A 12,820-nucleotide genomic window follows, 5' to 3' on the forward strand; every position below is an offset into this window, starting at 1 on the left:
CAAGCATGAGTAGCAAGGAACAGATCAGCCGCGTCAGTATTTCCCTGTCGCCAAGCCTTCTGCATGAGCTTGATGCCATGGTGGCGGAAAAAGGTTATGCCAGCCGCTCCCAGGCGATCCAGAACATTCTGCATCAGGAGCTTATGGCGTGCCGGCAGGAAAACGGCGATGAGCTGATGGCGGGTGTGATTATTCTTTTTTACAATAATGCCGCCACAAACCTGCAACAGAAACTTGCAGAGCTGCAATATGAAAACCTTGCAGAGGTTATCAGTTCACTGCACGTCAACCTCATTCGCAGGCAGACACTGGAAGTGCTGCTTGTTCAGGGCAAGGTTAAAAAACTGCAGGATATAGCAGACCAGTTTATCACGCAGCCCGGTGTTATTTCCGGACGCCTGCATCTGATTGCCTCCCTGATCCCCCCCGTTCATGAAAAAGGGCGGGAACTTACACTTGATATGGAAGCGCCCTGAACGCGCATTGCCATTCTTGCCTGAATACAGGAGATTTTCATGCAAATAGACCAGCAAACCCCAGATTGGTACCGGGCCCGCTACAACCAGCTCCGGGATCAGGCGCTCCAGTCCGAAAATACGGTACGCCCCGCTGCAACCCCGATTGAAATGACCGAAACCAGTGTTCTGCACCGCGAAACCATACCCGGCGGGTGGTACTGGAGCACATTTGTGCCGCGTGGGCAGGCACTGCGCCTGATCAACACATCCGGCAACAATGGTGTGTCAGTCATGTTGTGGAATGCGGATGACCTGAGCGAACGCTACAACGCGGGCGATACCATGAAGCTGCAATGGACCACCTGCCTGACCACAGGGCGTGTTCTGTTCTCTGATATGGGGCGCGTGCTGGCATCCGTTATTGGTGATAGCTGCGGGTTTAGCGATACGCTGGTGGGCGGGAGCACACCGCAAAGCAACCAGCGCAATTTTGGGTCTGCCGGTTTACGCAATACTCGCAACAACCTGCGCCTGACTGCGGGAAAATACGGCATGGCGCAGCATGATGTTGCCTCCTGCATTACGTTTTTCTCCCATATCAGCACGCAGGCCGATGGTAGCTTCAAATGGGTGGAAGGCGATGTGCACCCCGGCGCGCATGTGGACCTGCGGGCAGAAATGAACCTGCTTGTTGCCGTCTCCAACTGTCCGCACCCTCTGGCCCCGGATGCCAGTTTTGCACCGGCTCCTGTTGAGGCCGTGCGCTGGCAGGCTCCGGCCCCGGCGGCGGATGATCTGTGCCGGACGTTCAGCGAAGAAGCACGGCGCGGGTTTGATAACACAGATATTCTCTTTGCCTGATCAGGGAGCCAGATTTATGTCAGAACATGATCTCAGCAAGATTTTTTCCAATATTGTTCTTGATCAGCATGTGGCCGCGCGCACTCCGTGGTCGGGTCTGGTGCGCAAAGGGCAGGTTATCCGGATTATTGACCTGAAAAGCCAGCAGGCTGTGGATGCCCTTTTTTACAATGCCCATGCCTACCATGAGCGCTACAGTGCGCAGGATACGCTGCTCAATCAGGGTTCGGCCTATATTGGCAAGGGAACCGGGCTGTATTCCAACGAAGGCAATGTGCTCATGACCGTGGTGGATGACACCTGCGGACGCCACGACACGCTGGCCGGGGCCTGTAGCTGTGAATCCAATACGGTGCGTTTTGGGCATGAGACCAAGTACATGCATTCGTGCCGAGAAAACTTTCTGCTGGAAGTTGAAAAATACGGTATGAGCAAGCGCGACATTGTCAATAACGTCAATTTTTTCATGAATGTACCAGTCCTGCAAAATGGTGAACTGGTGATTGATGATGGCCTGTCCGACCCCGGCGGGTATGTGGACCTGCGCGCGGAAATGGACACGCTTGTGGTTATTTCCAACTGTCCGCAGGTCAACAACCCCTGCAACGGTTTTGTGCCGACCCCCATCCGCGTCGTTATCGGCGACCCTGTTTCCATCTGACCGTTCGGACTGCCTGCCATGTTCACAAAGGTTCTTATTGCCAACCGCGGAGAAATCGTACGCCGTGTCGGCCGGACACTCAAACGGATGGGAATTGCCTCCGTTGCTGTGTGCTCCGAGGCAGACCGGTTTACGCCACCGGTGCTGGAGGCCGATGAATCCATTCTGATCGGGCCTGCCGCGGTAAGCGACAGCTACCTGAACATGGATGCCATTTTGCAGGCATGTGCCACCACAGGTGCGCAGGCAGTCCACCCCGGTTACGGCTTTTTGAGCGAACGGGCCGAATTTGCGGAAAAACTGGCAGCTCAGGGCATACGCTTTATGGGGCCACGGCCCGAGCATATGCGGGCTTTTGGCCTTAAACACACCGCGCGTGATCTGGCTAAACAGAACAATGTGCCGCTCCTGCCGGGCACGGATATTCTGAACAGTGTGGAAGAAGCGCTGGAGGCCGCCGCTGGCATTGGGTACCCGGTCATGCTCAAAAGCACGGCAGGTGGTGGCGGCATTGGCATGCAGATCTGCCATAACGAGGCCGAACTGCGCGACTGCTTTGCCGCTGTTTCGCGCATGGGGGGGAACAATTTTGGCGATGCGCGGGTGTTTTTGGAAAAATTCATTGCCTGCGCGCGGCATGTGGAAGTGCAGATTTTTGGGGATGGCCGCGGGAACATTCTCACACTAGGTGAGCGCGACTGCTCCCTCCAGCGCCGCAACCAGAAAGTGATAGAGGAAACCCCAGCCCCGGGCCTGTCCGAAGCAACACGCGTGGGCCTGCGGAACGCAGCACGGGCCTTGTGTGCGGCCGTTGCGTATGAGTCCGCTGGCACGGTGGAGTTTATTTACGATACGGAAAGTGGTGAGTTCTATTTCCTTGAGGTCAACACAAGGCTTCAGGTTGAACACTGCGTTACGGAAGAAATTTTCGGGATTGATCTGGTCGAGTGGATGATCAGGCAGGCCGATGGCACTCTGGTTCTGCCAGCGCAGGAAAGTCTGGTGCCCAAAGGGGCTGCTGTAGAAGCGCGGATTTATGCCGAGAACGCAGCAGAGAACTTTCGCCCCTCTACCGGGCGGCTGACCGAGGTCAGCTTTGCACCAGGTGTGCGCGTGGATGGCTGGATAGAAACCGGGACCGAGGTCACCCCGTACTATGACCCGATGCTGGCCAAAATTATTGCCCGAGGTGCCACGCGGGAGGAGGCTTTTGCCAACCTGCATGCAGCACTGACCACAACCCGGATCAGCGGTCTGGAAAGTAATCTGGATTATCTGCGCGCAGTTACGGCGGATGATGCCGTGCGTGCAGGGGCTGTTTTTACAGGGCTGCTCAACAGTTTTGCCTATACACCCGCTACGGTGGAAGTGATTGCACCGGGCCTTCAGTCCACGGTGCAGGACTGGCCGGGCCGCGTGGGGTACTGGGATGTGGGGGTCCCTCCCAGTGGCCCTATGGACGACCGGAACTTCCGTCTGGCCAACCAGATTGTGGGGAATGCGCAGGGTGTGCCAGCACTGGAGTTTACGGCTACTGGCCCGGTGCTGCGGTTTAACACGGACGCTGTTATCGGCCTGTCTGGCGCATTCATGCCCGCTACGCTGGATGGCGTGGAGGTGCCCTACTGGGAGCCGGTTACGGTGCAGGCGGGGCAGGTTCTGGCGCTGGGGCAGATCAAGGGGGCAGGGCATCGCACATATCTTGCCGTGCGTGGGGGTATTGATGCCCCACTTTACCTTGGGTCCAGTGCCACGTTCATGCTGGGCCAGTTTGGTGGGCATGCAACCGGGCAGCTCCGCACGGGGGATGTGCTGCGTCTGGCCAAACCTGCGACCAATGCGGCGGCCCCAGTGGCCATTGCCCCACAGGACCGGCCTGAGCTGACCCGTACATGGACCCTCGGGGTCATGTATGGCCCGCATGGTGCGCCTGATTTCTTTCTGGATGAAGATATCGAAACCCTGTTTTCCAGTGAATACGAAGTACACTTCAACAGCGCACGTACCGGTGTACGCCTGATCGGGCCCAAACCACGCTGGGCCAGAACAGATGGGGGGGAAGCCGGTCTGCATCCTTCCAACATTCACGATAACGCATATGCCATTGGGGCCATCGACTTTACCGGGGATATGCCCATCCTGCTTGGGCCGGATGGGCCAAGTCTGGGCGGTTTTGTGTGCCCCGCGGTGCTGACCAGTGATGAACTGTGGAAAATGGGGCAACTGCATCCGGGGGACAAGGTGCGTTTCCAGCGCATACAGCCCAAGCCGGTCAGTGTATCCTTCCTGCCTGAACCTATTGCGGGGGATAGCCCCATCCTGTTCCGTTCGGAAGGGGAAATCCCGGTTGTGTACCGCCGTGCGGGGGATTGTTACCTTCTGCTCGAATTTGGTCCGCCGGAACTGGATATTGCCCTGCGCCTGCGTGTGCAGCTTGTGCTGGAGCGGCTCAGGGCCGCAGCAGTAGAAGGGATTGTGGACCTTACTCCGGGTATTCGTTCGCTTCAGGTCCATTACAATCCGCAGGTGCTCCCCCTGCCGGTCTTGCTGGAACGGCTGCATGGTATTGAACAGGCCCTGCCCTCGGGCGAGGATGATATTGTTGTGCCCAGCCGCATCGTGTACCTCCCCGTTTCGTGGGATGACGAGCAGGCCCGGCTGGCCATGCAGCGGTATCAGGAACTGGTGCGCCCCAATGCGCCGTGGTGCCCGTCCAATATCGAGTTTATCCGCCGGATTAATGGTCTTGCTTCCATAGACGCGGTCAAGGAGATCATTTTCAATGCGTCCTACCTCGTTATGGGGTTGGGGGACGTGTATCTGGGGGCACCCGTGGCCACCCCCATTGACCCGCGGCACAGGCTGGTCACAACCAAATACAACCCCGCACGCACATGGACCCCGGATAATGTTGTGGGTATTGGCGGCAGTTACATGTGCATTTACGGTATGGAAGGGCCGGGGGGCTACCAGCTTTTTGGCCGCACGACCCAAGTCTGGAATACATGGCGCACAACAGATGTGTTCCATGAAAATACACCGTGGCTCCTGCGGTTTTTTGACCAGATACGCTTCTACCCCGTCTCGCACGATGAGCTGATGGAGGCACGGGCTGCTTTCCCCTACGGTCGTTTTTCCGTCAGGATTGAGGAAACACAGTTCAGCCTGTCGGAATACCGGGCTTTTCTGGAAGCCAACAAGTCCGAAATCGCTCAGGCCTGCGCCCGCCAGCAGGCCGCCTTTGAGGCGGAACGTCAGGACTGGATTGCAAAAGGCCTTGATACGTTTGAGGAGGAAGCAAACACCACGCAGGCCGATGAATCCATTCTGCCCGAAGGGTATATGGGCGTGGACAGCCCTGTGCCGGGCAGTGTGTGGCAGCTCAAGGTTGCTGTGGGGGATCACGTAAAGGCAGGTGATGCCGTTGCGATTATTGAATCCATGAAAACGGAAATGAAGATCATCTCCCCCGCAACCGGTGTGGTGAAAGACATTCTGTGCCGCAAAGGCCGCGAGGTGCGTGGAGGTGAGCGGATTATGGTGGTCTGCACGGACTAACCCCCACCCACACACGCCAGAACCTGTAGGCAAGGACAAACATTATGACATTTCCTGATATGTTGCAGATTGACTACCTCCTGACTGCCTGCCGGAACGGGGCACTCACCCCGACAGATATTGTCAGGGAGGTTCTGGCGCGTGTACATGCCTATGCTTCCGTGGATGCGGCGGTGTGGATCAACCTTGTGCCTGCCGAGCGCCTGCTGGCCAGAGCGGCAGAGCTGGAAAAACAACCGGTCGCGAACCTGCCGCTTTATGGTGTGCCCTTTGCGGTTAAAGACAACATTGATGTTGCTGGCCTGCCAACAACCGCAGCCTGCCCGGCCTTTGCCTATGACGCCACGGAAAGTGCCGAAGTTGTCCGTCGGCTGGAAGCCGCAGGGGCTATTGTTATTGGCAAGACCAATCTGGACCAGTTTGCAACAGGGCTGGTTGGCATGCGCTCCCCGTATGGGCAGCCTCATTGTGTGTTCAGTGCGAAGCATGTGTCCGGTGGTTCAAGTTCCGGCTCTGCCGTGGCGGTTGCTGCGGGGCTGGTGTCATTCGCATTGGGGACCGACACAGCGGGTTCAGGGCGTGTGCCTGCGGCGTTTAACAACATTGTAGGGCTTAAACCCTCCCGTGGGGTGCTCAGCACGACAGGTCTTGTGCCTGCGTGTGAATCTCTGGACTGTATTTCCGTCTTTGCTGCCTCAGCAGCAGATGCGTGGCGGGTTGAGCAGCTTGCCATGGCGCCGGATGCCCATGCGCCGTACTCACGCGCCATGGTGTCACGCAGGTTGGCGGCGGATACGTTCCGCTTTGGTGTTCTGCGGCAGAAAGATCGTTTTTTTGATGGTTGCACCGCCAATGCAGCACTCTATGACCGTGCCATCCGCCAGCTTGTGGAACTGGGGGGTACTGCGGTCGAACTGGATTTTGCACCGTTAAAGGAAACAGCCGAGCTGCTCTATAGTGGTCCATTCGTTGTGGAGCGCCTGGCCGCCATTGCGGACTTCTATCACGCACATCGTGCGGATATGGACCCAACGGTTGGCGCCATCATGGACGGCGCGACCCGCTATTCCGCAACCGATGTGTTTAAAGGGATTTACCGCCAGCACCTGCTTAAACAGGTGGCGGACCGGATGTGGGCGGATTTTGATGTCATGCTGCTCCCCACCGCTCCGCGGCTTGTCAGCCGGGAGGAGGTTATTGCGCAACCAGTTGCTGCCAACAGCATGCTTGGCACCTACACCAACTTTGTTAATCTGTTGGATATGGCTGCCTGTGCCGTACCAGCCGGGTTTGGGCCGGATGGCCTGCCATTCGGGGTAACCTTTATTGGTCCGGCTTTTAGCGACCATGACCTTGCAGTCCTTGCCGGGCGCTTCCATGCGGCGGCGCATAATACCAGCGGAGTGTTCCGCAATGCGGTTCTGCCACTGGTGGACAATGCCCCTGTGCCAGCACCGGGTAATGTGCTGCTGGCTGTTGTTGGCGCGCATCTCAAAGGTTTTCCGCTCCATTGGCAACTGGAGAAGGAACACGCCATTCTGCGTGCCACAACCCGTACGGCACCTGACTACCGCCTTTTTGCACTGCCGGATGCCTCTCCCCCCAAGCCCGGCCTGGTGCGGGAAAAAGGTTTTGTTGGTCCCGGTCTGGAAGTTGAGGTTTACGAGCTGGATGCAGCAGGTTTTGGCCGCTTTGTTGCCGGCCTGCCGCAACCTATGGCTATTGGTAAAATATCGCTGGCAGATGGGAGCGAGGTCTGTGGTTTTTTGTGCAGCGAGGCTGTTGCACGGAGCGGTAAGGAGATTACTGCCAGTGGCGGGTGGCGTTACGCAAAACTCTAACTTCTATTTTTTGGAAAACTGTTTTAAAAATTAAAGGATTTTGCGGCATGCATGGTTTTGCATGCTGCAAATGCCGTTGCCTGCAAAGCCGGTCCCTATGAGTTGATTGGGCAGCAAGGCAAGGGCATGGTGTTGTGTGTGCCTGAACGTGCCTGAAACCATTGGCTGAAAAATTCGTTTTATAATCAGTCAAGTCAACGCAGGGGTATCACATGCCGCTTCTTCATTTCCATGTCATCAAAGGGCGGAAGCCTGAAGCCATTCGTGCATTGCTGGATACGGCGCATGAAGCCATGCTGGAAGCATTCAAGGTGCCCGCGCGCGACCGTTATCAGATTGTCACCGAGCATGAGCGGGATCATATGGTCATTGAAGATACCGGGCTGGGTATCCCCCGGACCGATCAGGTCGTGCTGTTGCAGATTACTTCGCGCCCACGCTCCAAGGAGCAGATAACAGCTTTTTACAAGCTGCTGGCCGAACGGCTGCATGAACGCTGTGGTCTGGCTCCATCGGACCTTGTGGTGTCCATTGTGCAGAATGCAGATGAGCACTGGAGCTTTGGGCTGGGTCGCGCCCAGTTTGTAACGGGCGAGCTGTAAGCCCAGGCCCTGCTTGCGCGTGCTCACCTATGGGGGCACGCCAGTTTATACCGTCATTGCTGGGATTACCCCCCGGCCTGTGCAGGTCCTAGGGATTGTCCCACCCAGAGCGGAATGTCGGGCTGATGGCAAATTGCGGTTCAATCCTGTCCATGTGCCGGTGTGCGTCAAAACAGCCAAGTGCAAATTCCACTGTGCCGTCACATTGCCGGGCATGCTGGCCCGCTACGGCGTTTAGCCAGTAAATGGCTCCCTTCCGGCGCTCCCCATGCTGGCCGCCCAGCCAGCGGTTCCACTGCCTGCGCGCAGTCTGCCCAGCCTTGTAGGAGGCGGCATTGCGGTCCATTTGGGGGGAGGGAGCTGATTGCGCCATAATAATATTGTCAGGCGGAGGTGGGGAGCCCGCCAGAATACGCAGGCCGAGTGTAACGGTAATGACCGCAACCAGGCTGACCAGACAACTGCGGATTATACGTGTTTCCCGCTGTTGTGGGGTGGGGGGCACGCTAATGGCGGCCAGCGCCCTGTTGGCTTTTTTCTCACAACGTGCGCAACAGTAAGGGGCATGGGCAGTGTTGAGCATCTCCCGCTCGCACCATGCACAATGTATGTTCATCCATGTCCCCGGCAATGCGTGCCGCTTGTATAATGGAAGCTGCTTCCGCGCGCCTGATATAGATCAGGGGCTAACTGGTTGGCTAGCCCCTTTGCCTACTCATTTACCGTGTTTGGCGGTGTGTGGGCGTTTGCCCCTGCATTTAATCGCGCAGGCGGTCCAGAACTTTCTGGCGCAGGGTCTGCTGGCGTTCGAGTTCCTCCTCACGCAGCCTGCGCTTGCGTGCACGCTCCTGTGCCATGTTCATGCCCAGATGGGTTTCCCCCCTCTCGGCCGCCAGCCGGGTCTGGCGTTCACGCTCGGCATGGCGGGCGCGGTTGTGAGCACTTTGCGTGCCATGGCAATGCGGGCAGCTCACGCCTGCCTCATACTGGGCAGAGGCTTTGTCCTGAGGGGAGAGGGGGGCACGGCAGGCGTGGCATAGTTCCAGATTACCGGGTTTCAGGCCGTGCCCTACGGTCACGCGCTGGTCGAACACAAAGCATTCGCCACGCCACAGGCTTTCTTCCTGCGGAATGGTTTCCAGATATTTGAGAATACCACCTTCAAGGTGATACACGTCCTCCAGCCCTTCCGCCTTGGCAAAAGCGGTGGATTTTTCGCAGCGAATACCCCCTGTGCAGAACATGGCAACGCGGGGTTTGCGCCCCTGTGCCTCCAGTTGTTCGCGCTTCTGGCGGAACCATTCGGGGAATTCTCGGAACGTCTTTATTTTGGGGTCTACCGCACCTTCGAATGTACCAACGGCCACTTCGTAATCATTGCGGGTGTCGATCAGAATGGTGTCCGGGTGCTGGAGCAGGGCGTTCCAGTCCTTGGGAGCAACATAGGTACCAACAATGTGGTTGGGGTCGGTCCCTTCTATTCCCATGGTGACAATTTCTTTTTTCAAGCGGACCTTCATGCGCAGGAAGGGCATGGATGGCGCGCGGGAGAACTTGACCACAATATCCGCACAGCCGGGCAACTGGCGAATATGGGCCAGAACGGCCTCTATGCCTGCATCGCTGCCCGCTATGGTGCCGTTAATGCCTTCCCCCGCCAGTAGCAGAATACCTTTTACGCCGTTTGTCTCGCACGCCTGCAACAGTGGGCCGCGCAGGCCCGCCGGGTCTTTAAACCCTGTAAAGCGATAAAGAGCCGCCACACAGATGGGCAGATCAGCGGGGGTGTTGGTAACAGGCGGGACAGAACTGGCGGTCACGGTATGTTCCTTGCAGGCATGTAAGGCGGTCCGGCCCTGCCAGTACATTCTGCTGGTGGAATGCAGCAGATCGCCTGACAGGCAGGCTCCTGCTTTAGCTGGCCACTTCCCTACCCGACAAGTGTTTTTAACCGGGCCTGTTTTGCCCACCAACAAGGGGCGGGCAGATGGCTCTGTTGCACAATTCCAGCGATTGGGCGTGCTGCAATCTTTGAGGAGTTTTCTTACGCGACAGGGTGCGTGAGGGGGATTCCGAGGGCTGGAAGCGATTGAGGACGGCAATCCGGACATGAACTCCGCTGACGACCGCGGCGCCCCGTCGGAAGACCTTCCCAATTCATGGACGGGTCAAACTACACCGTCAGACACCCACGCTTCTCCAGTGCTGCGTTTTAGGGGGACCAGTTCGTCGTTCGGTAGCGCGTGCGTTTCGGCTTGCTCATCACTCACAGCTAACAAACTGGATTCAAACAGGGAATCCCTTGCCAGTATTTCTGCAACAAAACCCCGCCGCGTAGCAATCCAAGGTATGAGACCCTCTCTCTGCTCAAAATGCAGAGTGAAAATCAGGTCCAGGAACCAGCAATCAACACACCAAAAACCCGAAATCAGGCAAAAGGGAAACCAATCAACGGTTTTTCGATCCCTTCACATTTTCCATCAAATAAAAAAAATTTTTAATGGGTTCATCATTTACTTTCCAGAAATCCAATTCTCCAAATTCATTTTTTTTTGTTAATAACAATGTGATAACAACAGGCGTCTCGTCTATATCTTTGGTTTCACATGTGGATACAGCATGTACTGGGGAGTATATCGTACAGTAATCTGCCCGTATAGAACCCATCTCTTGGTTAACGACCCATACAAATTGATTACTACTCACATCCATACTCATCGGTATGGCTGAGTATAGTATTTTGCAAAAATACAGTTCACAATTGTTAATTATCCTCATTTATCCTCCAAATATTAAAAGTCAAATCTTTAAAATTATATAAATTGTACTAAAACCAAACTTCTCTGAAAGATATAAATCTTTCATTTTGTCCATCTTTAATACGTTTTATTTTTGGTATATACACTAGTATTTAATTTTTCACTTCTTCCTTGTTCAGCGGAGTTTCTTTTTCAATATGCCGCCATACATGATATTCTTGATTCGGATTTCTACCAAAAGATACCGCCCCAGAATAACTTTGTGAATTATCAATTCCTTTAAGTTGTTCTTGTTCAACAACTTTTTTTCCGCTTCGGTCAGGTTTTCTGTGCCCGTTGGCGTTTTTGCCAGAAGCTCTTTTCTTCCCTCTGGTGTCGTCAACAGTCGGTTGACTTCACGAGCCTCTAAAAGCGCATTCTCCATCCTTGAAACGTCATTGTCACTAATAACCCGCGGCTGATTGGGATCTGTTAATGTTTGTAGTTCGGGGTTAGATGGATCCAGTTTGCGAGACCCCTTATTCGCTTCTTTTTCATCATTTTCGTTTGTCTGATTGAACTGCTGTATGGCTGACGCGTAGCCAGCACCAGTCAATGCATTGAGCATGGTGTGCCCAGAACCACCCGCAGCCGCTCCACCTGCGGCTCCAGCGCTGGCCCCTATCGTATTACTCAGCATGTTCTCAATCACACGCAGAGCATTCCCATCATTCGTGATGGCTTGTGCGACTGAGCCTGCCCACTCACGCGTTGCTATCGCAGTTGCATCTCCCGCTGCCGTACCGGCAGCCGTTGCTCCGATATTCCCACCAGACAGCCCAGCTACCAGAGTGCTTCCTGCGGTTTCTAACCCTATGCGCCCCCAGGCATTGCCGACATCTGTTGTACCAAAACCGGAAATCCCAGCATTATTCAGCGCATCGGAAATAACCCCGCCAACTTCACCCACGACCTGTGATCCGACCTGCTGGATCTGCAGGTCATTCTGCATCTTCTGTGCATCAAAGCTCGGGCAGATGCTCAAATCTATCTTTTTTGTAGTACTGAACCAATAAAGAGGAATATGCCGTTATCAGGCATGATTCAATATATAACGGATGCGGAATGATGTTGACAGCGTCCAAACCCTGTCCTTATTCTGGAAATGTAACGAGTAGTTTATTCCATTCATCTCTAACCGTTTTTCATAACGGGAATAGATGTTTTTGTTAAGGAAAGGCAGCAGCATCGCGCGGTTTGCACTCTCTGTTCTGTTCCATTCCGGGGGAGCGGAAGGTGCGGATTCTGGCTTTTGTTCACCTCTGGCATGCCTGGATACGCATGGCCCATGAAGGATGTGTGCTTATGAAAAAGACTTCTATAAGTTCGGCTTTTTTGTTTTGTGGCACTCGCCTCTGTTCGCGCAGGGGGGTCCTCTCATCGCCGGTGGTCCAGCAGGCCGGGGGTATGGCCGCGCAGGGTGCCGCCCCGGTACACCGCACCGGGGAGTGGGTAAAGGCGCATACCCTGCTCTTTGCTGGTTCATAAGTAAAAAAGAGAGGCAGATCATGCTTGTGGCTGGTTATGATAAAGAAGAACTGACATGACAAATGAGCTTGAACAGCAAAAGAAGAAAGCTCAGCGGTATGATCTGGAGGTCGGTACTGCTGTTGTAGCTGGCGCTTTTATTGTTGTTCTTTTCCTGCACATTCTTGGCATATGGGGGCTGATCTCTGGAATGGGGAAGGGCGATAGCGCTCCACCACCACCCAAGCCGCCCATTCAGACGCGCGTTCTGCCGCCGCCCCCCCCTCCGCCGCCGCCTCCACCACCCCCGCCGGTTATGACGGTGCCTCCGCCGCCGTTCATTCCGCCGCCAAAGATCGAGGTGCCGCCGCCCCCCAAGCCACCCATGAAGCACGTGGCCCGCACACCGCCCAAGCAGCCTGTGGCTCCGCCAACCCAGACCGCAAAGGCCCCGCCCGCGGACACACCGCCCAATGATTCGCCCGATACAACGGCCGGAACATCGCCGCTGAACAATGTGCGCCCCGTCTATCCGCCAGAAATGGAGGAAGACAACATTGAAGGCCGCGTAACC

Annotated in this window: 11 protein-coding genes; 7 read left to right on the top strand and 4 right to left on the bottom strand. The window is 55.7% G+C overall.

The window, feature by feature from the left end; translation table 11 throughout:
* Window positions 1-5: 5 nt before the first annotated feature.
* From nikR to GOB83_RS11875, 6 genes are all read left to right on the top strand, one after another.
* Window positions 6-476: a nickel-responsive transcriptional regulator NikR gene (nikR, locus tag GOB83_RS11850; protein WP_165926213.1), complete on the top strand. Its 471-nt coding sequence runs from the start codon at window positions 6-8 to the stop codon at window positions 474-476.
* A 39-nt stretch (window positions 477-515) separates the two neighbouring features.
* Window positions 516-1,319, top strand: coding sequence for an urea amidolyase associated protein UAAP1 (locus tag GOB83_RS11855; RefSeq protein WP_165926214.1), 804 nt, complete (start codon window positions 516-518; stop codon window positions 1,317-1,319).
* A 16-nt stretch (window positions 1,320-1,335) separates the two neighbouring features.
* Entirely contained in the window at window positions 1,336-1,980 is a 645-nt protein-coding gene (locus GOB83_RS11860; protein WP_086647348.1) for an urea amidolyase associated protein UAAP2, read from the top strand.
* Window positions 1,981-1,998: 18 nt separating this feature from the next.
* A complete protein-coding gene (locus tag GOB83_RS11865; RefSeq protein ID WP_165926215.1) occupies window positions 1,999-5,538 on the top strand; it encodes a 5-oxoprolinase/urea amidolyase family protein in 3,540 nt (1,179 codons plus the stop codon).
* A 44-nt stretch (window positions 5,539-5,582) separates the two neighbouring features.
* Window positions 5,583-7,379, top strand: a complete 1,797-nt coding sequence (gene atzF, locus GOB83_RS11870) for an allophanate hydrolase (RefSeq protein ID WP_165926216.1) — start codon at window positions 5,583-5,585, stop codon at window positions 7,377-7,379.
* A gap of 212 nt (window positions 7,380-7,591) precedes the next feature.
* On the top strand, window positions 7,592-7,981 hold the full coding sequence (locus GOB83_RS11875) for a tautomerase family protein (protein WP_095350258.1): 390 nt from the start codon (window positions 7,592-7,594) through the stop codon (window positions 7,979-7,981).
* An 88-nt stretch (window positions 7,982-8,069) separates the two neighbouring features.
* Here the strand turns inward: GOB83_RS11875 and GOB83_RS11880 are convergent, their stop codons facing one another.
* The 4 genes from GOB83_RS11880 to GOB83_RS11890 all read right to left on the bottom strand — a co-directional run bounded on the left by GOB83_RS11880 (window position 8,070) and on the right by GOB83_RS11890 (window position 11,764).
* A complete protein-coding gene (locus GOB83_RS11880; protein ID WP_165926217.1) occupies window positions 8,070-8,597 on the bottom strand; it encodes a hypothetical protein in 528 nt (175 codons plus the stop codon).
* 142 nt (window positions 8,598-8,739) lie between these two features.
* Entirely contained in the window at window positions 8,740-9,801 is a 1,062-nt protein-coding gene (trhO, locus tag GOB83_RS11885) for an oxygen-dependent tRNA uridine(34) hydroxylase TrhO (RefSeq protein WP_233129212.1), read from the bottom strand.
* A 628-nt stretch (window positions 9,802-10,429) separates the two neighbouring features.
* Complete coding sequence (locus GOB83_RS15295) at window positions 10,430-10,759, bottom strand: DUF6984 family protein (protein ID WP_373321605.1); 330 nt, start codon at window positions 10,757-10,759, stop codon at window positions 10,430-10,432.
* A 156-nt stretch (window positions 10,760-10,915) separates the two neighbouring features.
* Window positions 10,916-11,764 (bottom strand): hypothetical protein, encoded by an 849-nt coding sequence (locus tag GOB83_RS11890; protein ID WP_165926218.1) that lies wholly within the window; start codon window positions 11,762-11,764, stop codon window positions 10,916-10,918.
* Window positions 11,765-12,322: 558 nt separating this feature from the next.
* Here GOB83_RS11890 and GOB83_RS11895 point away from each other — a divergent pair.
* Window positions 12,323-12,820: energy transducer TonB (locus GOB83_RS11895; protein WP_165926219.1), on the top strand; the 498-nt coding region annotated here is incomplete at its 3' end.

Source organism: Acetobacter fabarum, from assembly GCF_011516925.1.
Lineage (GTDB): Bacteria > Pseudomonadota > Alphaproteobacteria > Acetobacterales > Acetobacteraceae > Acetobacter > Acetobacter fabarum.